The sequence below is a fragment of the Sodalis sp. (in: enterobacteria) genome (assembly GCF_051710625.1).
GTDB lineage: Bacteria > Pseudomonadota > Gammaproteobacteria > Enterobacterales > Enterobacteriaceae > JBPESN01.
On the sequence record NZ_JBPESN010000001.1, the window covers coordinates 1 to 21,043 of the forward strand.

At 56.3% G+C, this 21,043-nt stretch carries 36 protein-coding genes, 4 pseudogenes and 1 riboswitch; of the genes and pseudogenes, 36 read left to right on the top strand and 4 right to left on the bottom strand.

Annotated elements, in window-relative coordinates; all coding sequences use genetic code 11:
• Positions 1-192: 192 nt before the first annotated feature.
• From ACTBDU_RS00005 to tsuB, 4 genes and pseudogenes are all read left to right on the top strand, one after another.
• Entirely contained in the window at positions 193-597 is a 405-nt protein-coding gene (locus ACTBDU_RS00005; protein ID WP_438805093.1) for a LysR substrate-binding domain-containing protein, read from the top strand.
• Positions 598-600: 3 nt separating this feature from the next.
• Entirely contained in the window at positions 601-804 is a 204-nt protein-coding gene (locus ACTBDU_RS00010) for a hypothetical protein (protein ID WP_438805094.1), read from the top strand.
• 129 nt (positions 805-933) lie between these two features.
• Positions 934-1,956 (top strand): annotated as a pseudogene (locus ACTBDU_RS00015) (YeeE/YedE thiosulfate transporter family protein).
• Between the two features lie 22 nt (positions 1,957-1,978).
• Entirely contained in the window at positions 1,979-2,203 is a 225-nt protein-coding gene (gene tsuB, locus ACTBDU_RS00020; RefSeq protein ID WP_438805208.1) for a thiosulfate utilization sulfurtransferase TsuB/YeeD, read from the top strand.
• A 21-nt stretch (positions 2,204-2,224) separates the two neighbouring features.
• Here the strand turns inward: tsuB and ACTBDU_RS00025 are convergent.
• A pseudogene (locus ACTBDU_RS00025) lies at positions 2,225-2,712 on the bottom strand (GNAT family N-acetyltransferase).
• Positions 2,713-2,979: 267 nt separating this feature from the next.
• On the opposite strand from ACTBDU_RS00025, the gene ACTBDU_RS00030 reads away from it, so the two are divergent.
• The 3 genes from ACTBDU_RS00030 (at position 2,980) to thiD (ending at position 5,882) form a co-directional block, all read left to right on the top strand.
• The gene (locus ACTBDU_RS00030; protein ID WP_438805095.1) at positions 2,980-3,702 is read left to right on the top strand and encodes a LuxR family transcriptional regulator; all 723 of its coding nucleotides are present in this window, start codon (positions 2,980-2,982) and stop codon (positions 3,700-3,702) included.
• Between the two features lie 445 nt (positions 3,703-4,147).
• Positions 4,148-4,248: riboswitch (TPP riboswitch) on the top strand.
• Between the two features lie 45 nt (positions 4,249-4,293).
• A complete protein-coding gene (thiM, locus tag ACTBDU_RS00035) occupies positions 4,294-5,082 on the top strand; it encodes a hydroxyethylthiazole kinase (RefSeq protein WP_438805096.1) in 789 nt (262 codons plus the stop codon).
• The gene (gene thiD / locus ACTBDU_RS00040) at positions 5,079-5,882 is read left to right on the top strand and encodes a bifunctional hydroxymethylpyrimidine kinase/phosphomethylpyrimidine kinase (protein ID WP_438805097.1); all 804 of its coding nucleotides are present in this window, start codon (positions 5,079-5,081) and stop codon (positions 5,880-5,882) included. The genes thiM and thiD overlap by 4 nt, the downstream gene beginning before the upstream one ends.
• Before the next feature lie 44 nt (positions 5,883-5,926).
• Here thiD and ACTBDU_RS00045 read toward each other — a convergent pair whose 3' ends face one another.
• Together ACTBDU_RS00045 and ACTBDU_RS00050 are read right to left on the bottom strand one after the other, a co-directional pair.
• Positions 5,927-6,358 (bottom strand): hypothetical protein, encoded by a 432-nt coding sequence (locus tag ACTBDU_RS00045; protein WP_438805098.1) that lies wholly within the window; start codon positions 6,356-6,358, stop codon positions 5,927-5,929.
• Positions 6,359-6,909: 551 nt separating this feature from the next.
• Entirely contained in the window at positions 6,910-7,188 is a 279-nt protein-coding gene (locus ACTBDU_RS00050) for a helix-turn-helix domain-containing protein (protein ID WP_438805099.1), read from the bottom strand.
• A gap of 194 nt (positions 7,189-7,382) precedes the next feature.
• Between ACTBDU_RS00050 and ACTBDU_RS00055 the strand changes: the two genes are divergently transcribed.
• From ACTBDU_RS00055 to ACTBDU_RS00085, 7 genes are all read left to right on the top strand, one after another.
• Positions 7,383-7,601 (top strand): helix-turn-helix domain-containing protein, encoded by a 219-nt coding sequence (locus ACTBDU_RS00055; protein ID WP_438805100.1) that lies wholly within the window; start codon positions 7,383-7,385, stop codon positions 7,599-7,601.
• A gap of 53 nt (positions 7,602-7,654) precedes the next feature.
• Positions 7,655-7,969 (top strand): hypothetical protein, encoded by a 315-nt coding sequence (locus ACTBDU_RS00060; RefSeq protein ID WP_438805101.1) that lies wholly within the window; start codon positions 7,655-7,657, stop codon positions 7,967-7,969.
• A gap of 258 nt (positions 7,970-8,227) precedes the next feature.
• Positions 8,228-8,884 carry a hypothetical protein gene (locus ACTBDU_RS00065; RefSeq protein ID WP_438805102.1) on the top strand — a complete coding sequence of 219 codons (657 nt, stop codon included), beginning with the start codon at positions 8,228-8,230 and terminating at the stop codon, positions 8,882-8,884.
• Positions 8,863-9,537 carry a Mu transposase C-terminal domain-containing protein gene (locus ACTBDU_RS00070; RefSeq protein ID WP_438805103.1) on the top strand — a complete coding sequence of 225 codons (675 nt, stop codon included), beginning with the start codon at positions 8,863-8,865 and terminating at the stop codon, positions 9,535-9,537. The genes ACTBDU_RS00065 and ACTBDU_RS00070 overlap by 22 nt, the downstream gene beginning before the upstream one ends.
• Before the next feature lie 80 nt (positions 9,538-9,617).
• Positions 9,618-9,794, top strand: a complete 177-nt coding sequence (locus ACTBDU_RS00075) for a helix-turn-helix domain-containing protein (protein WP_438805209.1) — start codon at positions 9,618-9,620, stop codon at positions 9,792-9,794.
• A gap of 5 nt (positions 9,795-9,799) precedes the next feature.
• Positions 9,800-10,102, top strand: a complete 303-nt coding sequence (locus tag ACTBDU_RS00080; protein WP_438805104.1) for an AAA family ATPase — start codon at positions 9,800-9,802, stop codon at positions 10,100-10,102.
• A complete protein-coding gene (locus tag ACTBDU_RS00085; RefSeq protein WP_438805105.1) occupies positions 10,059-10,517 on the top strand; it encodes a hypothetical protein in 459 nt (152 codons plus the stop codon). The genes ACTBDU_RS00080 and ACTBDU_RS00085 overlap by 44 nt, the downstream gene beginning before the upstream one ends.
• A gap of 275 nt (positions 10,518-10,792) precedes the next feature.
• On the opposite strand, the gene ACTBDU_RS00090 is transcribed toward ACTBDU_RS00085, so the two are convergent.
• Complete coding sequence (locus ACTBDU_RS00090; protein ID WP_438805106.1) at positions 10,793-10,939, bottom strand: hypothetical protein; 147 nt, start codon at positions 10,937-10,939, stop codon at positions 10,793-10,795.
• A 91-nt stretch (positions 10,940-11,030) separates the two neighbouring features.
• On the opposite strand from ACTBDU_RS00090, the pseudogene ACTBDU_RS00095 reads away from it, so the two are divergent.
• The 22 genes and pseudogenes from ACTBDU_RS00095 (at position 11,031) to ACTBDU_RS00200 (ending at position 20,960) form a co-directional block, all read left to right on the top strand.
• Positions 11,031-11,648, top strand: a pseudogene (locus ACTBDU_RS00095) (DUF3164 family protein).
• Positions 11,649-11,966: 318 nt separating this feature from the next.
• Positions 11,967-12,173, top strand: a complete 207-nt coding sequence (locus tag ACTBDU_RS00100; protein WP_438805107.1) for a hypothetical protein — start codon at positions 11,967-11,969, stop codon at positions 12,171-12,173.
• A gap of 87 nt (positions 12,174-12,260) precedes the next feature.
• Positions 12,261-12,572: a 3'-5' exonuclease gene (locus ACTBDU_RS00105; RefSeq protein WP_438805108.1), complete on the top strand. Its 312-nt coding sequence runs from the start codon at positions 12,261-12,263 to the stop codon at positions 12,570-12,572.
• Complete coding sequence (locus tag ACTBDU_RS00110; protein ID WP_438805109.1) at positions 12,541-12,918, top strand: 3'-5' exoribonuclease domain-containing protein; 378 nt, start codon at positions 12,541-12,543, stop codon at positions 12,916-12,918. The genes ACTBDU_RS00105 and ACTBDU_RS00110 overlap by 32 nt, the downstream gene beginning before the upstream one ends.
• Complete coding sequence (locus ACTBDU_RS00115; RefSeq protein WP_438805110.1) at positions 12,902-13,219, top strand: phage protein GemA/Gp16 family protein; 318 nt, start codon at positions 12,902-12,904, stop codon at positions 13,217-13,219. The genes ACTBDU_RS00110 and ACTBDU_RS00115 overlap by 17 nt, the downstream gene beginning before the upstream one ends.
• A 201-nt stretch (positions 13,220-13,420) precedes the next feature.
• On the top strand, positions 13,421-13,579 hold the full coding sequence (locus tag ACTBDU_RS00120) for a hypothetical protein (RefSeq protein WP_438805111.1): 159 nt from the start codon (positions 13,421-13,423) through the stop codon (positions 13,577-13,579).
• The gene (locus ACTBDU_RS00125; protein WP_438805112.1) at positions 13,545-13,751 is read left to right on the top strand and encodes a hypothetical protein; all 207 of its coding nucleotides are present in this window, start codon (positions 13,545-13,547) and stop codon (positions 13,749-13,751) included. The genes ACTBDU_RS00120 and ACTBDU_RS00125 overlap by 35 nt, the downstream gene beginning before the upstream one ends.
• A 92-nt stretch (positions 13,752-13,843) precedes the next feature.
• Positions 13,844-14,179, top strand: coding sequence for a hypothetical protein (locus ACTBDU_RS00130; protein WP_438805113.1), 336 nt, complete (start codon positions 13,844-13,846; stop codon positions 14,177-14,179).
• Positions 14,180-14,321: 142 nt separating this feature from the next.
• A complete protein-coding gene (locus tag ACTBDU_RS00135) occupies positions 14,322-14,810 on the top strand; it encodes a hypothetical protein (protein WP_438805114.1) in 489 nt (162 codons plus the stop codon).
• Positions 14,791-15,144: a hypothetical protein gene (locus ACTBDU_RS00140; RefSeq protein ID WP_438805115.1), complete on the top strand. Its 354-nt coding sequence runs from the start codon at positions 14,791-14,793 to the stop codon at positions 15,142-15,144. The genes ACTBDU_RS00135 and ACTBDU_RS00140 overlap by 20 nt, the downstream gene beginning before the upstream one ends.
• 20 nt (positions 15,145-15,164) lie before the next feature.
• Positions 15,165-15,407: a hypothetical protein gene (locus tag ACTBDU_RS00145; protein WP_438805116.1), complete on the top strand. Its 243-nt coding sequence runs from the start codon at positions 15,165-15,167 to the stop codon at positions 15,405-15,407.
• A 205-nt stretch (positions 15,408-15,612) separates the two neighbouring features.
• Positions 15,613-15,714, top strand: coding sequence for a hypothetical protein (locus tag ACTBDU_RS00150; RefSeq protein WP_438805117.1), 102 nt, complete (start codon positions 15,613-15,615; stop codon positions 15,712-15,714).
• Entirely contained in the window at positions 15,668-16,069 is a 402-nt protein-coding gene (locus ACTBDU_RS00155; protein WP_438805210.1) for a DUF1804 family protein, read from the top strand. The genes ACTBDU_RS00150 and ACTBDU_RS00155 overlap by 47 nt, the downstream gene beginning before the upstream one ends.
• Positions 16,062-16,244 (top strand): hypothetical protein, encoded by a 183-nt coding sequence (locus tag ACTBDU_RS00160; RefSeq protein ID WP_438805118.1) that lies wholly within the window; start codon positions 16,062-16,064, stop codon positions 16,242-16,244. The genes ACTBDU_RS00155 and ACTBDU_RS00160 overlap by 8 nt, the downstream gene beginning before the upstream one ends.
• A 14-nt stretch (positions 16,245-16,258) precedes the next feature.
• Positions 16,259-16,471 (top strand): hypothetical protein, encoded by a 213-nt coding sequence (locus ACTBDU_RS00165; RefSeq protein WP_438805119.1) that lies wholly within the window; start codon positions 16,259-16,261, stop codon positions 16,469-16,471.
• 30 nt (positions 16,472-16,501) lie between these two features.
• Positions 16,502-18,096: pseudogene (gene terL / locus ACTBDU_RS00170) on the top strand (phage terminase large subunit).
• A complete protein-coding gene (locus ACTBDU_RS00175) occupies positions 18,096-19,049 on the top strand; it encodes a phage portal protein family protein (RefSeq protein WP_438805120.1) in 954 nt (317 codons plus the stop codon). The pseudogene terL and the gene ACTBDU_RS00175 overlap by 1 nt, the downstream one beginning before the upstream one ends.
• On the top strand, positions 19,033-19,371 hold the full coding sequence (locus ACTBDU_RS00180) for a phage portal protein family protein (protein WP_438805211.1): 339 nt from the start codon (positions 19,033-19,035) through the stop codon (positions 19,369-19,371). Before ACTBDU_RS00175 ends, ACTBDU_RS00180 begins: the two co-directional genes overlap by 17 nt.
• A gap of 276 nt (positions 19,372-19,647) precedes the next feature.
• A complete protein-coding gene (locus ACTBDU_RS00185; RefSeq protein ID WP_438805121.1) occupies positions 19,648-19,797 on the top strand; it encodes a hypothetical protein in 150 nt (49 codons plus the stop codon).
• A complete protein-coding gene (locus ACTBDU_RS00190; protein ID WP_438805122.1) occupies positions 19,769-19,924 on the top strand; it encodes a hypothetical protein in 156 nt (51 codons plus the stop codon). The genes ACTBDU_RS00185 and ACTBDU_RS00190 overlap by 29 nt, the downstream gene beginning before the upstream one ends.
• An 89-nt stretch (positions 19,925-20,013) precedes the next feature.
• A complete protein-coding gene (locus ACTBDU_RS00195; protein WP_438805123.1) occupies positions 20,014-20,676 on the top strand; it encodes a hypothetical protein in 663 nt (220 codons plus the stop codon).
• A gap of 26 nt (positions 20,677-20,702) precedes the next feature.
• Positions 20,703-20,960: a hypothetical protein gene (locus ACTBDU_RS00200; RefSeq protein ID WP_438805124.1), complete on the top strand. Its 258-nt coding sequence runs from the start codon at positions 20,703-20,705 to the stop codon at positions 20,958-20,960.
• Positions 20,961-21,043: the final 83 nt, after the last annotated feature.

Sequence of the window (21,043 nt, forward strand, 5' to 3'; positions counted from 1 at the left end):
AACCCAATTTTGGGGGACCGTTCCGCTCGCACGCAAAAATACACCTATGAAGGCGATCTCCTCGATAATGCCAGCGCGGCGCTGCCATTATCGAGGAGATCGCCGGGCTGATGGAGACGCTGCACGCCCGCCATAGTCGGTCGGCTCGGCATCAATGCTCTGTTTGGTTTCCGCTGACGCTATGTTGCGTCGGTGGTCGCCGCCTTTCGCCAGCGCTCTCCTGACGTGGATATCAGGATGACACTCTCCGATCAACCTCTGGTCGCCAGCAGCGATCGGAGCGATTTGGTTATTCATATTGGCGAACTGCGCTCGTCGAATCTGATAAGCCATTATTACATCGCCCCTAACCGGCACATCCTCTGCGCCTTGCCGGCGTTTATCGCGCGTCACGGTCTGCCGGCACAGCCGCAGGATCTGGCGACTCTGCCAACCATTGCTCTGCATGAAAACAACGAAGACGTCACCCTGTGGCAGCTGCGGGCGCGGCGCACTACGGTAAATATTCGCATTCAGCCGATACTTATCAGCAACAATGGCGAAGTGATCCGCCAATGGGCAGTGGAGGGGCTTGGGATCATCATGCGCTCGGAGTAGGACGTGGCCGATCCTTTGGCGGGGGGAAAACTGATGCCGCTGTTGCCGGACTGGCGCCCGCCCGACGCCAACGCCGTGGCGCTTACCCATCAGGGCGCGGAGTTGCCGGAGCGGACGCACGCGTTCATGCGGATGATGCAGGAACAATTTCGGCCGCAGGTGCCCTGGCGCCAACGGCTGCAGGCGACGGAGCGGCGCAGCGATTAACTCGTAGATATCTGCCCGGCGAAGGGGGAAATATTTTTTCTTTATATAGTACGGTGTTTGGCTATTGGCGGGCGGTAGATGTGAGGGGAATAATTGATCTTACTTATGATTTTACATTGAACATTAATTATGCTGCAAACACTTTTCACCGGACTCCTTTGCGGTGCGCTACTCGGCTTTGTTATGCAACGGGGACGATTCTGTCTGACGGGCGGCTTTCGCGATATGTATCTGGCCAAAAACAATCGCCTGTTCTACACCTTGTTAATTGTTATCGCGATTCAGAGCCTCGGCGTGTATACCCTGATTGTTGCCGGTCAGTTCAGCTACGACGCCGGCACGTTCCCTTGGCTTGGCACCATCGTCAGCGGTTACGTCTTCGGCATTGGAATTGTCATGGCCAGCGGCTGCGCGACGGGCACTTGGTACCGCGCCGGCGAAGGATTGATCGGTAGCTGGATTGCCCTGGCCGCCTACATGGTAACCAGTGCCGTTATGCGCTCTCTGCATCTGGGGCGCATTCAACCAGCAGATGACGTCTTACAGTACCGCGCACAATGCGATAGCTGCCACGTTCGGCCTGTCTCCCTGGCCGTTTATTACACTGTTGGTGCTGCTGGCCCTCTGGCGGGCGCGTAGGGAACTGAAAAAACCTAAGTTGACGGTCGCCGCTTTACCGGCCAAAAAAACCGGCCCGGGCCCATTTGCTGTTTGAAAAACGCTGGCATCCGTTTGCCACCGCTGTTCTGATAAACCTCATCGCTACGCTCGCCTGGCTGTTGAGCATCGCCGCCGGACGCCACTTTGGCCTTGGCATTACCGCGCCGAGCGCCAATATTGTCCAGTATCTGGTCATAGGGGATGACAAATTCATCAATTGGGGTGTGTTTTTAGTATTAGGGATCTTTCTTGGCGCGTTTATCGCCGCCAAAGGCAGCGGCGAGTTCCGCCTGCGCGCTGCCGATGCCTCCACCTCGGTCCGCAGCTGCGCCGGCGGTTGTTTTATCGGCAACGGTCTGGTAATGACCGCCATACTGACCTGGCAGGGTCGGATCGGTTTGGCCTTTATGATTCTCGGTGTTATAGACAGCGTCATGGTATCTGTTCGTCCGCCCGCGGCGTCAGGAAACGGTACGCGCTGCATCAATCTGATGATTACCCTAATGAGAAAAAAATAATTAAGAAACTTGATGTCATTAGCCAGGGCTGCCCTTTCCCGCTTATCGAATCGCAGTCCGCTATGGCGACATTGCAGGTCGGTGATGAACTGATTATTGACTTCGACTGTACACAGGCGACGGAAAGTCTGCCGCAGTGGGCGGCGGAGCAGGGACATGTCGTGACCGATTATCAGCAAGTGGGCGCAGCCCGGTGGAGCATCACGCTCAAAAAAGCTTAAGACAGCGGTGCGGACGCCGCATCAAGGGCGTCCGGAAGCGGTTTGCCGCCGCGAGGATGCCGAAGGCTGGCGGTGATGCACCAAATAGTATTCACCGTTTTCCGCCAGGCCGGTAGTTAATAACCCGCCAGCCATTGTTTAGATAAAAGCGCAGCGCTCGCTGGTTAAGGATCAGACATTTTAGCGCCATTGTGCCCCGGCATAAGGGATAGCAGGCGTCCAGCAAAGCGGTGCCGACCTTTTGCCGCTGCCATTGTGGCGCTATAAACAAATTGTGTAAAAAGCGATCCTGCACCGAAAGTGAAGCAAAGCCGGCGATAGTCTGGTTGATCTCCGCCACCAGAATTTTTTCCCCCAGCGTAACCGCGTCAAAATCCTCCAACTGCCATTGGCTATCGTCCAGCCCATAACCAATTCGCTTTGCGCGAAGCCAAAAAAAGCGTGCGCAAGAAAGGACAGTCCGCTTCCTGATAGTGTCTGACGGCAATGGCGCCGCTATTCCTGTTCATTGCGTGTCCTGCTTGCCGGATGACCAAAGAGGTATTGGGGATATAATTATATTATTTAATGTTTAGGCTAATTATGGTGGCCGAGTCAAAGGGTATTACGTGTCGCGATACTGTGATGGATAATTATAAACAACTCTATTAGTGGTTGCTTCCATTGTGGGCTTTTTATACCATTCAATAATCATAAAGTAAAATAACTGCAGCACCAAATTTCCATCCCTGGTGCGATTATTTCGTTCATTCAAATAAATATAACAGGTAGAGACAATGGGTGACCCAAGCGATAAGGATTATATGCTATTTATCAACCAGATGAAGAAAAATATTAAACTTTATCTTTCACATATATTTAACGATTTTAATGTTTTTACTTTTGCCTACTCCATAATGAATAAGGATGATGGACACCCTGTCTTTATGATATCTGATCACCCGACGGGTTGGCTAACCCAATATCGTAATTATGGTTATCAAAAAATTGACCCGGTAATAATAATCGCCTGCCGTAAGTTTACGCCTTTTAGCCAGCAAAATAATCCCAATATGCCAGATCAAAACTTTTATAAGATGTCGAGTGATTACGCACTTGACAATGGTTATACCTTCACGCTACATGATCCCGATAAAAACCTAGCCACGCTAACGATAAGCCAGGTGAAGCAAAATGCTGTATTTTATGATATAATAGAAAAAGAGAAAAATAATTTTCAGATGTTGCTCATTACCACCCATGAAAAGGTTATACGCTTTTTCGACGCGCGTAAGGAGCAAGGAGGTGGGCCAGAAGAGGAACCTTGCCGGCTTTCGCCGCGGGAAAAAGAGGTGCTGTTCTGGGCAATCGTAGGTAAAACCTATAATGAAATCTCGACTATCCTGTCAATTCGCGAAGGAACAGTTAAATTCCATATTCGCAATATTATCAGTAAACTTGGTGTGGCTAACGCGAAACATGCTATCACCTGGCCAATGGAACTTAAATTGTTAAGCTAGCCGGCGAGAAATTTCCATCTTGATCCATCGGCGCCGGCGGTGTCCTGTTAATTAATCCATTGTATTTATTTAACCTGTGAAAAACACGTTGCTGAGAAGGATGCCTATTCCATTCCTTTAGTTCCCACAACAGTGATGTACTTTGCTCCCAGACCGGCCTGGCGTCTATGACGGCACGGACAAATAATCTGAGTATTAGGGTAGCAGAAAAACGTTCAGATTGAATAAACACGCCGTGAGACCTTGACCCACGCCGCGCAGGCGGTGTGCCGAGCCGGCAGCACGCGTGACGAGGGCCGGGCACGCCGCCGTTTCGTTGTTTAACATTTTTGCCGGACGTACAAGGGTAAATCGATTGTATTTTGCTTGGGCATTACGCTATCATGTCTGCAGGTCTGCAGACCTGCAGGAATAAACAGACATCAAGCAATAAAACCACATATTTATCAATGACTCGGGCTGCCATGACCGCCAGGTGAAGGCTGAGAAATACCCGTATTACCTGAACTGGATCATGCCAGCGTAGGGAGGTCACGGTATCCATTCACCCGCGGAACCGCCTTCTTGATCGCCGGTGGGAGAATGAGAGCCATGCAACCCTCCGAACTGCCGGGCGCAATTGCCGCCCATACCTTACAACAGCTGCGCCAGCAGGCGCCGCTGGTCCACTGTCTCACCAACGACGTAGTGCAAACCCTCACCGCTAACACGCTGCTGGCCTTGGGCGCCTCCCCTGCGATGGTCGTGGAGCCGGAAGAGGCCGCGCAGTTCAGCGCCATCGCCGATGCCCTATTGATTAATATTGGTACGCTGTGCCAGCAGCGGGCGGCCGCCATGCTGGCGGCAATCGCGGCCGCTGGCGCGGTAGGCACCCCCTGGGTGCTGGATCCCGTCGGCGTCGGCGCGCTGCATTACCGTACTGATTTCGCCCGGCATCTGCTGACCCTGCAGCCTGCGGCGGTGCGCGGCAACGCCTCGGAAATCCTGGCGCTGGCCGGTATTGCTCCGGCCGGTCGCGGCGTTAATAGCGGCGATGATTCCGTGCAGGCGCTGCCCGCCGCTTGGGCCTTGGCTAAAGCGTGCGGCGCAATAGTGGGGGTGACCGGCGCGGTGGATCTGATTACCGACGGCAACCGTACCTGGCAGGTAGACGATGGTCATCCGATAATGACGCGTGTGACCGGTACCGGTTGCGCCCTGTCGGCGGTGGTGGCGGCCTGCTGCACCTTGCCCGGCGAGCGGCTGGATAACGTTGCTGGCGCCTGCCGGCTGATGGCCCGCGCCGGGCGTCTTACCGCCGCATGGGCCGCGGGGCCAGGCAGCTTTTCCAGCGGAATGCTGGATGAACTGTATCGTCTGTGTGCGGAGGATGTGCAATGAGCCGGATTTATCATGCGTTATCCATCGCCGGCACCGATCCCAGCGGCGGGGCGGGTATTCAGGCGGATTTAAAAACCTTTTCGGCGCTCGGCGCCTATGGCACCACGGTGGTGACCTCGCTGGTGGCGCAGAACACCCGCGGCGTACAGTCGGTGTATCCTATCGACGCCGATTTCGTCGCGGCGCAAATGGAGTCAGTGCTTAGCGACGTGCGTATTGATAGCGCTAAAATCGGTATGCTCGGCCAGGCAGCGGTCATCCGCACGGTGGCAGCCAAGCTCAGGGAGCACGCTATACCCTGGCTGGTGCTCGATACGGTCATGGTCGCCAAGAGCGGCGATGCGCTATTGGATGAGGATGCGGTGACCAGTCTGCAGGATCTCCTGTTGCCCCTGGCGTCAATTATCACGCCCAACCTGCCGGAGGCGGCGGTTCTGCTCGGCTGCGCGCCCGCGGTCAATGAGCATCAGATGCGTCAGCAAGGTCGCGCACTGCTGGCGCTAGGCTGTCAGGCGGTGGTCATGAAAGGTGGCCATTTGGCCGGCGACGCGAGTCCGGACTGGTTTATCAGCCCCGACAATGAGTTGCGGTTTGAAGGCGCGCGGGTGGCGACCCGGCACATCCACGGAACCGGTTGCACACTGTCTGCCGCCTTAGTCGCGCTACGTCCGCGCCATGATGACTGGCCGCAAACGCTGCGCGCGGCCAAAGCCTGGCTGCAGCAGGCGCTGATGCATGCCGATGATCTAAGCGTGGGGCAAGGTATCGGGCCGGTCCATCATTTCCATGAGTGGTGGTGACACGCCCTCAAGAATGCCGATGGCATAGGTCAGCAGACCGTACGCTAACTGGAGATGCCGCGCATCGAAAGCGTTGAGCACGAAACTGGTCTCGGCGCGCTGCGGCCGGACGAGACGCTCCGCGCGGCGGTGCTGGCGGTCAGGGTGTAAATGTAACCCGGCTGGATCTGGTTTTGCGCATCACACCAGAGCAACTGCAGCACCAGGCCGACGCCCCGGCGACGGCTGATAAAAACATTGCCCGCCCAGAACCTGGTGAATTCCCCGTCCTGCTGCAATCGTTTGTCGTCGAAGCGGGGGGAGGCGACCCAGTGGGCGACGAGGGCGCCGGCGCTGATGTTGCCCGCCAGCGTCCAGCACAGTGGCGTGTCGTTTTCCATCTGGTAACACGCCATGCCGACATAATCATTCACCGCCTGCCATTCCAGCTCCAGCCGTTGTTTTAGCGTCTTATCGGTGAGATGGGGAAATTGCACCAGCGGGCTTTGTGTGGGGTGGCAATCATTTCTGGACTCTTAAGTTAAACGATGGGTTAGCCGGAAGCCCTTTAATGGCGCGGCTTACAGATATTTTACAGATTCTGGACTCGAATGACTGTGGTTTGAGCAGATTTAAAGGTAGTTTAAACGCCTTTTGGGCATCCATTAGATATATGTAAATTAGGTTAAACAATATTAGTAAATCATAAAAATAATAAAATGAGATAGGTAATGGCCTAGTCTTTATTTAGACCGCTCCACTTTTCTTACAGTTTAAGCTTGCCACATCTTCTACTGCACACTCTTCAGATACCGCCCCCTTTTTAGCTTCGTGTAGGGTTATCAGACGTTCTTTTCCTTCTTTATGGAAGTTGGAGTAACAAACTATCTAAGTCATCTTTACGTCCTGATAACGCCAATACACCCTTTGCCCCTTCTTGCAAAAGCAGGCTTATTAATGCCTATAAATCTTTTTTATTCAGCGACTTATAAATCATATGCCAAGTGGCTTCTAAAGGATCCTCCATTAGGCTTTCCTCGTTAATCGACTAAATCTCGCTAGTTGAGGCCACTTCGTTTTGAGTGCATGATGAACCAAATGCAAGCCAGTCCAGGCTGACGTGTTCCTTATATGCAATGCCTTGCACCACTGTAAAAGATAGTTCTGTACCTCTAGTTAAATAGTTGTACAATGTTGAGAAGGATAACCCCCATTCATTTGCAGCAGCTCTAGCACTTCTATTGCCTATAAGTTGTTTAAGGCGTGCGACAAAATTTTCTTTTCCATCCATATCAAAAGCAAAATTACTTGTTTTCCTCTTCCTCATTTTATTTTCTCTATAACTTATTGATTATAGTTAATAAAATACAAAAATATCTCTCATATGGGGCGATCAGAAAAGAAAATTCATTATTTGCTTTACTTCTCTTAAATTTGAGATGTCATTGCTGTATGGGTAAGCCCCATGACTTACCCACATGGTTAACCTTTTAGGGTAATCGAATATTAGATAGAAATGAAGTGAATCATCGTGACTGGCACTGGATTGATATCCTGGCCTTCCTGCACAAGAAGGGGATCACCATGCAAGATCTCTCCCGCGGCTCGGGGCTGGCATCCAGCACGTTAAAAAACGCGCTGTATCGTCCCTATCCCAAAGGTGAACGCATTATCGCTAATGCACTCAATGTGGATCCGGCCAGCATTTGGCCGAGTCGTTATATGAGTAAGGTGTCGTAATTATGTTTGTTACGGCGAGTGAGTTAGTCGGTTTACCCGGATTGCCTGGCACCTTGCAGGAACTTCGCTGGTCACTGAATAAGTGGACTGCAAATTCACCCGATTTAGTCCGTAAGCGTTCGGGCACCAAGGCTTTCAAGTACCACATCGATTGTTTGCCGGAACAAACACGCGAGATCATCAAACAACGGCACTATAAATCCCTGATTGCGCAATCCCCGGCCCTGCTCGAGCGCAAGGTGCAGGCTCTGAACGATCAGCAGAAGCAGACTGCCGATGCGCGCATGATGCTGGCACAGGAAGTGGTCCGGTTACAGCAGGGCCGGCATGACCCGCCGCATCGCGGCGGTGACCTTTATCGTCGATGAGTCAAAGGCCGGCACATTGCCCGAGGCCCTGCAGCGCGCCGCCACGCTGGCTAACGCCAAAAAGGGCCGCACCCCCAAAGCAAGGGGTGGGCAAAAGCAGCCTACAGGAATGGGTGAGTCTCTATCTCAGCGCTGAGCGGCCCCAGGAGCATCTGGCGATACTGGCTCCCGGGAAGCTGAAGGAAGCAGCGCCCCGAGGACATAACGTGGTTCTACGCCCCGTTCTGACCGCATTATGCCCGACCCTGTGGCCCGACGGTGCTGGAAGCCTACCGCGCATTTCAGGCGGACTGCCAGAATAAATACCATGACCAGCCTGCCATGCTGGCGGCCCTGCCGACCTACGACAAGGTCAATCGCATGGTCAAGCGGGTTGCTGCGTCCAACCGAAGGGTCAAGGGCCGGGTCACCGGCTCGGCGCTCAAAGCGTATCAGGTGTACCAGCAGCGGGATTGGGCGCAGATGCCGGTAAATGGCTGCTGGATAGCCGACGGCAAGTCGCTGAACATGAAAGTGGCGCATCCGATACACGGGCGGCCCTTTACCCCGGAGCTGACTTTGGTGCTCGACGGGCGTACCCGCTATCTGGTGGGCTGGAGCCCGTCACTGGCAGAAAACGCCATCGCGGTAGCGGATGCGTGGCGTTATACCATCCAGCACCACGGCAAACCGCTGTTTGCCTACTCCGATAACGGCGGCGGCGAGACCAACAAGATGCTGGATGCGGATATCACCGGGATTTTTCCCCGGCTGGGTATTGAGCATATTACCGGTATCCCCGGTAACCCGCCGGCGCGGGGCATTATCGAGCGGCTGAACGGCGCTCTGCCACGCAGGCTGGCCCTGCGCTTTCAGACTTATAACGGATTGAGCGCCACCCCAACGGGGCGCGGGTGCAGGGGCAAAAACTGCTGAGTCTGTCGAATCCCCTGCGTCAGGGGAAGGAGCTGAACACCACGCAGCAAAGGACGCTGGCGATATTGCCCAGCTGGCGGCAGCTGATAGACGCCATTGAGGAGGAGGTGCAGCGCTATAACCACAGCCACGAGCACAGCGCCCTGCCCAAGGTCAACGGTAAATCAATGACGCCGGCCGCCTACCGTAAGGTTCTGTTGGCTGAGGAAGGGGACGATATTGAATACCTGACGCCAGGCGAGTCGCGCGAGATGTTTATGCCGGAAGAAAAACGTGTGGCCCAGCGCGGTTGGCTTGAATTACTGAATAACCAGTATTTTGCCAGGGAGCTGATTGAGGTAGACCGCCAGACGGTGCGAGTGGCTTACGATATCCATAAGCCTAATGAAGTGATTATTCGCCAGATGGACGGGGCCTATCTCTGTACTGCGCTGTGGAATGGCAATACTGCCTCGCCGGTGCCGGTCTCCAGAGTGGAAAAAGCGCCGGAAGCGCGCGCCAAGCGTCGCATTAAACTGGCCAAAAGCAAAATTCAGGATGCAAAAGACGAATTACGCCCGGTGATTGATGCACCCAGGGAGAGCGATTACAGCCTGCTGATACCCCAGGTATCGGCACCCGAAAAAGATAAGGTGTATTTGTTTAAATCTTAATATGAGCACGATATCAAGCAGGTCGGTAATAACCGGTAAAAATATATTGTATGACAACGCGAGAACGTATTTTCCAGCTGATGGCGCGGTCAGGCTACACCCAGCGCAAGGTGGCCGATAAAACTGGATTAAGCGGCGCGACCATTTCACAATATTTAAAGGGGGTTTACAACGGCAATATTGATAACGTCGAGGGCACACTGCGAGATTTTTTGACCGTGAGACAGAGCGCGCCTACCGGCGGGACATTAAGGTAAATTTTGTGCCGACCCATCTGGCCAGGGTGGCGCTCGACCTGATTAGTGCCACACACGACTTCGGCGATATCGGTGTGATATACAGCCCGGTCGGCATGGGGAAAAGCATGGTACTGAAAGAGTATGTGCGCGCCAACAGCGTTAATAAAGGCGTCATCCTGATTGAAGCCGACCCCGGCTATACCGCCAAGGTGTTATTGCAGGCGCTGTGCGCCCGGTTGGGTCTGCAGAAAACCGGCAAGATGCACGAGCTGGTCGAGGAGTGTGTGCAGGGGCTGCGCGACAAAAACTTGGCTGGTCCTGGTTGACGAGGCCGAGCTGCTGCCCTACAGGGCGCTTGAGGTCCTGCGCCGCATTCACGACCGTTCCGGGGCGGCCATTGTCCTGGCGGGCATGCCGCGCCTGCTGCTCAATCTGAAAGGCTCACGCGGGGAATACGCCCAGCTTTATAGCCGAGTGGGCATGGCGTTAGACCTGGCGTCCCGCAGGAAAGAGAGCGAAGCCGAGGATTTCAGCGCCATTCTCGGCAGCCTGCTATCGAACAACGAGGTCTCGGATAACCCGCTTGCGCTCAAGATTGCCTCTGTTTTTCGCAAGCATTCACGGGGCAATTATCGCCGCCTGTTTAAACTGGCGCGCGGGGTGGCCCGGACAAGTGCTATCGGCAATCAGGGGATGTCCGTGACGTTAATCGACCGCTATGCAGAAATGCTGATTCATTGAAGAAGAAAAGTATGTCAGTCCATCATAAAGAGGTATCGACTAACAATCATCTTATCGCTGCGATGACGCAGGCAGAAGCCGTTATACAGTATTTAACGATAAAAGGCGTGAGTGTAAAAGGCGTGATATTGCATGACTGCAAGCCGGTTATCCGTATTGAACACCATACGCTCTGTGAGCAATTATTAAAAAGGGTCAACCGGATTATATCCCCGTTGGCAAAAACGCACGGGGTGGTTTTAAGCAAGGGGTATTCATAAAAAATGGATGCAAGGTTATTTGGTCAGCATCATTATATTGAGGTCACCATGACAATTGAAATTAACATTATTGTTTAGCAAACCCTCATCGGCATTGATGTAAATATCAGTGCCAGCGGTACGGGCAGTGAAGTTGAAAAGAAAGAAGCCCAGTTTATTCACGATGCACTTGCCACCATATTATCGTGCCGGGCTGATTTCGAGGCCATCAATAAAGGCTCTATTGCCAATACATTTAACAGGAGAGGTTATCATGTTTACTAACTCACATGACAATACGGTGCCCGCCAATTACTGGCAGGATGCCAAGGGCGCATTAATACCCGACGCCATGGTAAAGCCCATTGATAAGGAGCGCGACGCGCTGGTCAAATTTATTGTGGCACGCGCCCGTCCGCTGCATGAGGCATTGCGAGATTTTAAACATCGCGCGTTTGTCGATATCCAGGCATTGATTGACCTGTCGATTGAGCAGTGCGGGGTGAAGCGTGGCGGCAGAAAAGGCAATGTGACGCTGTATTCCTTTAATGGCTGCTACAAGGTCATTCGCGCGCTGCAAGACCGCATTACCTTTGATGAGCGCATCCAGGCCGCCAAGGCGTTAATTGATGATTGCATGACGGAATGAACGCAGAATGCGCGACCGGAGCTGCTGGCCATTATTGATCAAGCCTTTTCCATTGATAAGAACGGTGATATTAATCCGGCCCGTATTCTGCAGCTGCGTCGCCATGATATTACCGACTCGCGCTGGTTGCGGGCGATGGATGCGCTGGCATAAGAGGTGCAGGTGGTCTATATCCGCCTTTATGAGCGCATCGACGAGACCGGGCAATATCGGCCGCTGTCGCCGGATATCGCCGGGGTATGAATCATGAAGGCAGAACAGCTTAATCAATGCTATCCGGTCGGCGCGTACTTTATTTATCAACCTAATCGGATTTTAAAAGAAGGCACATTAATAATAACACTGGACAGGGCAATGGATTTAATCGTTTGCAGGGAGGTTAAAATTAATGTAGCCCCTTATTTTGCAAACATTCTGTGGCTGACACCGAAATGCTGAATAAATAATGTATTAATACTCTGTTTTAGAATGGCATCAATCCGCCGGTGGTGGCTTGCGCCAAATAAACGTCATGCCTGTTTTTCTCAACCCATCCGGGAGGACATAAATATGTTATATCGCGTGATTAAATGTGAATATGGGGATAACGGCAATCGCTGTCTTTATTATCTTAATGACCGCAGTCTGGTACAGGAATCACGCCTCGTCCCGGTGCCCTTTAGCCTGCGTTTTTATGATGCCCGGCAACGCATGATTTATTCAGACGCTATTCGCCAGCAAATGAAACAGGTGGTAATGTGCTATAAAAACAGCATTGAGGACAAGTGATGAACAGACCCATGAATAATGTGATGCTCGATATCAAAACGCTGGGTAAAAAAGACGGTTGCCCGATATTTATCGGTGGCGGCGGTGATGTTTGAACCAGCAACGGGGCGGGTTAGACCGACGTTTTATGCGCGTATCGATTATCAGGCCGCACTCAAATATGGTGAGCCAGAGGCCGAGACCCTGCAATGGTGGCAAAAACAGAGTGATGAGGCATGTCACGAGGCTTTTGGCGGTAAAGCGCGCCCCGACGTTGTGGCGCGCGCCTTGCGGACTTTTATCGCCACCCACTGCGCTAAACCTCGCGTGCCCTGGGGTAACGGCGCGGTATTCGATACTCCCCTGCTGGAGAGCTGGTTCGCCCGCGTTGACCCGCAAAAAAAACGACCAGGGCAATGACCGTTACCCCTGGTCATTCTGGGATGTCGCCGACCTGCGCACACTGGTGCGGCTGTCGGGGATAGATGTGCGCACCATCCCGTTTGATGGTGAAAAGCATCAGGCACTGGCGGATGCCCTGCTGCAGGTCAAGATAGCGCAGGCCGCCTGGCAGCGATTATTTCCTGATGAGAGCCAGTCTTATGCGTCAGTAACCAAATACCCGCTTGCCGAGTGCAAGCGCGCCTTGACCGCACTGGGGTTATTGCCTTTAGTGTCTTTCTTCGATGAGAGGGAGATGCTTTCGCCGGGACGGCACTCTCATGCGGTGACCCTTCGGAGTGATGCTCATGAAAAATCTGATTAAAGTGGTGCATGCGAGTAAAAATAAACTCGACTGGGATGAGGAGACCTACCGGGGCTTCCTGCTGCGCGAGACCGGTAAAAATAGCGCCAGGGACTGCACTGTCGCCGAGCTGGCGCGCGTGCTGCGCTATATGCGCAGCCAGGGCTTTACCACGTCACCCAAACAGGGCCGCAAGCCCCGTGTGGCAGCGAGACGTCAGGGGATGCTCAGCGAGATTAAGGCACTGCTCGCGAGCGCCGGGCGGCCCTGGGGCTACCTCAATGGCATGATTGCGCGTATGCTGGGCGAAAAAAGCCCGTAGAATGGCATCGATGATGCGCAGGGGCGCCAGCTGATGCAGATGCTGATTATGGACGCCAAACGGCACGGGAGGCCGTGATGCAACCGTCGCTGCAGCCCGATTACGCCGAGGGGCAGGCGCTGCTGCCGGAGTCAGTGCAGCAGATTGCCGGCCTGATAGGCTTTCCGGGCCACCGAGGCGCTTATTCGTCATTTCGGCGGGGTGCCGTTCCGCATCGGCAAGGGATTGCGCGGCGCGGGGGAGCGACGCATTGCCCTGCTGCAGGAAGTTCTGACGCCCTCTCAGGTGGCGCTGCTGATGCGCCATTTTGGCGGCGAGGAGCTGTATGTCCACCGCTGTGATAAAGCGTGGCGCGCCTAGCGCAACCGCTGCTTTCTGGCTGAGCTGGACCGGCTGCTGGCTGAAGGGAAGTCCACCACCATGGCCCTTGACGCTATTGTGCCCGCGCTATGGCATCGTCGCGACCCGCGCCCGCGAACTGGTGCGCCAGCGTCAGGCGGGGTCACCGCCCGAGCAACCCACCCTGTTCTGAGTATTACCCTCTACGCCCCGTCATCAGCACCGCCGATCACCTTGCGCCACAACCTTGCGCCACAATAGCCTCATGTTCTGCATGAGGTTTTTATGTCCCTCGCCATTCATCGCATCATTATTCACTGTGCCACCACACCCAATGGGCGCGTCCTGGGCCGGGACAACGAAAACGCCGCCCAGGTGATTGACCGCTGGCACCGGGCGCGCGGTTTTCACCGTGACGCCCCGGCCAATGATAACGGCCGGACCAGCATTGGCTACCATGGGGTGATTGACGCTGACGGTCAGTGGCTGACCAGGCGCGATGTGGAAGAAGTGGGTGCCCATGTGCGCGGCCATAACGCCGATTCGCTGGGTCTCTGCCTGTGGTGGGCACCGACCAGTTTACGTCGGCGCAGTGGGCCGTGCTGTGCACCCAGGTATTGACACTGCGTGTGCACTGTCCCGAAGCCGCTCTGCACGGTCACCACAATGAATTTTCCAGCAGGCTGTGCCCAAGATTTTCAATACCGGCCTGGGCGTCGGGGAACTTCGCGCCGCTGCGCGGCCATCTGTGTGAGCGTATTTTATGATGGCGCGTCTGGCCGAGCTGGTCAGCAATCCCGAGGGGCGGCTGTCGACCTCGGATGTGATTGTCGTCGGCGGGTTTCTGGTCAGCTCCCTGGTGGTGCCGGACTGTTGCCTGGAGTCGTCAGGAGACCGACCTGACGCTCGGGGTCTATCTCGACGCCTGGTCACCCATGGCAGCGTCGCCCGCTTTACGCCGGACGGCGCGCCCGTAAACAGGGAGATGCTAATGACACGGCTACTCGCACTGATTAAGTTCATTCTCCGTCCGTGGTGGATAGTCGTACTGGTTGCCGCTCTGGCCGGTGGTGCAGACTACTGGCGCGGCACACAGCAGGCCAGGCTGGTTGCCCAGGCAACACTGGCCACCCGGCAGGCCGAGTGTGAAGCTCGACAACGCCAGCAGGCGCAGGTCACACAACAGGCGCTGAAAACCGCCCTGACCCGGCAGCAACAGCTGCAGGGGGCCAATGACCGGCTCAGTGCGTAGCTGGAAACCACACAAGCACGCCCTGACGCTAAAAACCCAACAGTTACACAGGAGTATTGCCTATGCGGTGGCCCATGATGGCGCTGCTTATACCGGTCTGGGACCTGATGGGCTGCAGCGCTACCGCGCCGCCCTCGGCTACCCCGCCGACGATAATACTCTGCCTTGTCCGCGTCCGCCGGTTAACCTGCTGGTGTTGCCGCCCATGTCGCCACACCGCCTCCCTCCTGTAAAGGGGCTTGGCCCGGAGGCGTTGCTTGCACCACGCCAGCGACTACGGGGCCTGGTGTCTGACCCTGCGAGCCCAGCTGCAGGCGATAAACGCTTTCTATAGCGCACAGGAGAGACCACGCGATGAGCCTTGATCTGGCCTTCAATATTGCCCTGAGCCTGCTATCGGCGCTCGGCGGCCTGTGGCTTAAAAGCGTCAGTGAAGAACTTCGCCGCCTGCAGTATGAACTGACCCAAGTACGGCAGGACTATCAGCGGCGTAAGGATGCACAGCGCGACCTGCAGCTAATGACCGGCATGATGCAGGACATCAAGGATAGTATTCAACATATCGATAACAAGCTCGACCGCAAGGCCGACAAATAACGAGGAGCCTGATTCATGAAACCACAGGATGTGATGTCGCCGGTGCTGGCAGAGCTGCGCACCATTCGTACCCAGCTCGACGGTATCAACCGCCGCCTTGACCGCCTGCAGATGAAGGGCGCACGGGCCGACGCTCATACGGGCGCGACTGGGGGTGTAATGGCGCATTCCAGGGCCACCCCACCAGGGGCTGCGGCGGGCTTATGTGTTCGGCAACCCGTCTCTGGAGCGGGCGGCAATCCAGTGCGGCGTCAGTGTGCATTCCGCCCGGCGCTGGAAAAAAAGAGACGCTGAACAGTGGCGATGACTGGGAGGTGATACGCAGCGCCCATCTGCTGGCCAACGGCGCGCCGGAAGATATCGCGCGCGCCATCCTGACCAACCTGATGGCGCAGTTTCAGGAGACACTGAAAAAAGTCAACCTGGCTGACACATTGAGTGCCCCAGAGCGGGTTGAGCTGCTAGCACGCTTAACGGATGCGTGGAGCAAGTCCATTGCCGCCAGCAAAAAAAGCCTGCCCGAGACCAGCCAGTTGGCCACCGCCATGGAGACCCTGAAGCTGCTCTCGGCGTTTATTCAGGACAAACACCCCCGACATCTGGCGGCGTTTGTTGACATTCTTGAGGCTTTCGGGCCGGTATTGGAAAAACATTATGGCTAATCAATTTGTTGAAATCCGGGATGACGTGGCCGTTATCGCCGGGGAAATCACCAAGGTTTGGGTCAGCAACGGCGGCGAGGTGTTTCTCAAGCTGCGCGATGGCGCGGTGCATGCCGTGGATGTCGCCTATGGCGAAACACCCTTCAGGCGTCAACTCACATCAAAAACCAGATAGAGGCGGCGCTGGCATTGAAGCAGCTGGTCAAGCTGTTGCCGGGCGCGCACCTCGACCCGGCCGAGATCAGCGTGGTCAGGGTCGCCGGCGAGAATGTGTCTGTCGGTCTGGACGGCGGTGCACATTTTTTATGTTTGGCGAGCGTCGCCGGCAGCGTTGACACGGTGGCAGAGACCCTGGTGTCGCGCATCAATGCGGTACTGGCTGAGCGCCATCATGGCGTGTAAACCGCGTTTACCGGGGATTTAAAGCGAAATATGGCGGCGAAATTTTCCATCCGTGAATTCCAGCACTCGCTGGCTGCGCTGGCGTCCAGCCTGCGCCGCACCATCAAAGCCGAATGCCTGGGTTTTAATACCGGGGCGGAAGCCATGGCGACGCGGTGTTCACAGGTGGCCGACCCGGTGAACGGCTATCGCTATTTTGTGCAGACCTATTTTCCGCACTATAATCCGCCATGCAGACCCCAGTGAACTGCATGGCTATCTGTTTCAGCGGCTGCCACAAGATAGTCGCTAGCCCGAAAGGCGAGCAGGACGCCATCGCCGCGCCGCGCGGAGAGGCCAAGTCAACGCTGGTCAGACAGCTGTTTGTGCTGTGGTGTCTGGTACGTGGCATCAAGCACTATGCCCTGATAGTAATGGACTCCATCGACCAGGCGTACCCGATACTCGAAGCCATCAAGGCCGAGCTGGAATTTAGCCCCCGGTTGCGAACCGGCTTCCCCGAAGCCTGCGGTGTCGGTCGCGTCTGGCAGATGGGCACCATCCTGACGCGCAATGATATCAAGGTGCAGGTGGCCGACAGCGGCAAAAAGCTGTGCGGGTTGCGCCACGGGCCGTACCGCCCTGACCTGGTGATACTGGACGATATTGAGAACGACGAGCAGGTGCGCAACCGGGACTGGAAAGCTGGCTGAGAAAAACTGTACTGCCGCTGGGCGGCGTGGGCGCAAAACTCGATGTGGTGTATATCGGCACCATCCTGCATTACGACTCGCTGTTATCACGCACCCTGAATAACCCATTGTGGCGGCAGGCACGGTTTAAGGCCCTGCGCCAGTGGCCGGTGAACCTGTCGCTGTGGGAGGCCGCGACGCAGGATTTTTATACGTCACACAGTACCGAGATGGAGGAAGGCGCGGAAGTCTCCTGGTCCGCCCGTTCGCTGCTGACCCTGATGCATATCCGCGGCCGGGACGCGGTCACGCCACCTTTGACGCCGAGTACCAGAATGACCCGGTCAGCGGTGAGGATGCGCCGTTTGCCCACGGCCTGCATTTCTGGGTCAGCCGGCTTAACGAGTGGGTCTTCTACGGGGCCTGCGACCCCAGCCTCGGCAAGGCCGGGGCTAGCCGTGACCCGTCAGCGCTGCTGGTCGGCGGTTTTAATCGCACCACCGGGTGCTGGATGTGGTGGAAGCGCAGATACGCAAGCGGCTGCCGGACGTCATTATCAGCAACATCATCGCCCTGCAAAAGAAATAGCACTACCTGGTCTGGGATATTGAGGCGGTGCAGTTCCAGGAGTTCCTGCGCACCGAGCTGATTAAACGCGCGGCACGGCTGGATCACCCGGTGTCGGCGCGGGCCATTATCTCCCATGCCGACAAGCCGTTACGTATCGGGACCCTGCAGCCCCATATAGAAAACGGGCTTATCCGGCTGCACGCCAGCTATACCACCCTGATACAACAGCTGCGCCACTTTCCCCGCGCCGACCATGACGACGGCTCGGATGCGCTGCACACGCTCTGGACGCTGGCCATGACCCACGGCCCGAAAACTGAATACCGCTCATTGTCCGGTGACCGTCACCCCGGACGGCTGGGCTTTTCCTGTGGAGGCTGGTAATGGGCATGCTCACCGATATTTACGGCCGGTTGTTGCGCCGGCGCACCCTGACGCAGCCACAGACTGCCGATGACCGCCACCTGCGTTATCAACAACTGACCGAGCATCCCTCGCTGGGCATCGATATCCGCCGGGTGTATGACATCCTGAGCGAGCCCGAACAGGGACATCTGGTGCGCCAGGCTGACCCGTTTTTTGATATGGATGAGCACGATGGCCATCTGTTTGCCGAGATGAGCAAGCGGCGCCGTTCGGTGATGCCGCTCGCCTGGCGCATTGTGCCGCCGCGTCATCCCAGCTCACAGGAAAAAACTATGGCGGACGCCGCGACGGAATGGTTTTCAGACCTGTCGGAGTTTGAAACGCTGCTGTTCGACTTGCTGGACGCCATTGGTCACGGCTTTGCCGCCGTGGAAATCGGCTGGAAACAGGCGGAAAATATCTGGCTGCCCTGCGCCTTCTACAAGCGCCAGCAACGCTGGTTCCAGACCGCGACCCATAACCGTAACGCCATCCGCCTGATTGACGGCAGCCTCGACGGCGCTGAGCTTAACCTCTTCGGCTGGCTGCTGCACCGTCACCAGGCCAAAAGCGGCCTGTTCCGGGTACTGGTATGGACCTACCTGTTCAAGAATATTGCCGCCCGTGACCCGGCAGGGTTTCTGGAAATCTACGGCCTGCCGACGCGGGTGGACACCTATTCCGACGGGGCCAGCGAGGAAGAGAAAAACATGCTGCTGTGGGCGCTGCGCGACCTGGGGCATAACGCCGGCGGCATTATCCACGAACGCGCCGCTATCCGCTTTGAGTCCGCTGCACAAAGGCAGGTCGACCCCTTCCAGTATATGATGCATTGGTGCGAAAGCAGCCAGTCCAAGGTCGTTCTGGGCGGGCACCCTGACCACCCAAGCGGACGGCAAGAGCAGCACCAATACCCTGGGCAACGTACATAACGAGGTGCGCCATGAGCTGACCGCCAGTGATGCGGTGCAGCTGGCCGGTACGCTGACCCGCGACCTGCCTTACCCGTTGCTCAAGCTTAACGGCTATAGCAATATCACCCCGCGCCGCATGCGCCGCTTTGACTTTGAGTTTGATACCCGCCAGCCACGCGATATGAAGGAGACCGCCGAGACCTTGGATCTCCTGGTGCGCAGCGGCGTGCCGGCGCCGCTGGCCTGGGCGCCGGCGGAAAGCGGCATTCCCACAGCCCGGGACGACGAGCCCCTGCTGCAGCCGCCGGGCAACCTGCCGACCTTTAGCGGGCCAGGCTGATGCCGAAGTGCTAAGCGGGCATGGCGGCGCTGAGCGTTGCGCACACGCCTACCGCCACCGAGCAGGCCCTAGAAGACGCCCCCGGCGGACTGGCAACGCCGGTCAACCAGACCATGCAGACGCTGCTGACCCCGCTGGCCCGCCCTTGCAGCAGGGGCAGACGCCGGAGGCGGTGACCGTCATGCTGGCGGAAGCCTGGCCCCAGCTTGACGACCAAACCTTGCGGCAGCTGATAGCCTAGGCCATTTTTGTCGCGGAGATCTGGGGGGCGACTTAATGACCGTTGACCTGGGCTATGCCACGACCCTGACGCCGGAAAAGGCGGTGGCGCATTTTGAATCAAAGGGCTACGCCTTCGGTTTTCGCTGGCAGGACATGGCCGACGAGGCGCACGCCCGTGCCTTTTACGGTGGCGGGTATTCTTAAGCCGGATGTGTTAACTGACATGAAAACCGCGCTGGCGGACAGCTTGCGCCACGGCAAGACACTGACACAGTTCCAGGATGAGGTCTTACCTTACTTCAGCGCAAGGGTTGACTGGGCAAAGGGCTAAAAGTCTCAGCAGACGGCGAGCTGGAGGGGAAAAAGCTGTTGCCTTACCGACTGGAGACTATTTTTCGCACCAATACCTAGTCTGTTTATATGGCCGGACACTATCAGCGGCTGCGCGAGAACGTCGAGCAGCTTGCACGTCACCCCATCGGACTGGAGTCCACCGACGACTATCGCGTCACGGTTGACCAGCCGCAGGGCGTGAACGGCAAGACGCGACCGGCGACAGGATTGAAAGACCCCAAAACCGGCCACGCCCATGTATTTACCCCGGATGCAGGCTTTCATCTGAGCCCCGGCAAAGGCTACCTCAGCCACCTCGGCGAGCAGCTGCTCAACCGCGCCGATACCCGGCTAGCAGCGCAGGCGGTAAAGGAAACGCTGGACCACCCGGCGTTGCTTCATGCCCTCAACCGCGATACCGGTATCTGGGTCAGTCAGATGATGGCCCGGCAGCAGGCACACGGCGACGTTCGCCTTGTCGGCGCATTGCGGCCTGCCGTGGTGGACACGCTGTTCTGCAAAGGCGCGGTGCCGGACTCGGTAGTGATTACCCTGACGGACGCCAACCTGCTGCTCGCCACTCGCGACAGCAAGCAGGGCGCGCTGCCGACTACCTTCTTCTTGCTTCTGGGCGACCCTGGTATCATCGCTGCGCCAGCCGCGCGCGATTATCTACGACCGACAGCAGCCGATGCCGGACTTGAACCGGATCATGCTGGCAGCGCGACAGCAACCGTTACCCATTGGTAACAACCACACTGTCATGAGTATACACCATGATTGACGTCACGATCACTGTTCCCGATACCCTGCGACAAGCCCTTGAGCGGCTGTCACAGTCCCTGAGACACCGCCAGCCGTTAATGCGCACCCTCGGTGAAGACCTGTGTGACGCGGTGATGGAGAATTTCGAGCAGGAATGCCGCCTGCGCTGGCTGCCCATTGACCGCGCCGGCAAAATCCTGCAGCAATCAGGGCGGCACCACCCGGCCCATATCATTTGCCCCCGCTATAATAAAGGCGCTGGTTTTTAACGGTCGGGTGGTAAAACCCGCCAATCATCCCGCCTCAACGATACGAGAGCGGTTCTTTCTCAGTTTCGGTCTGACCGGCCAAG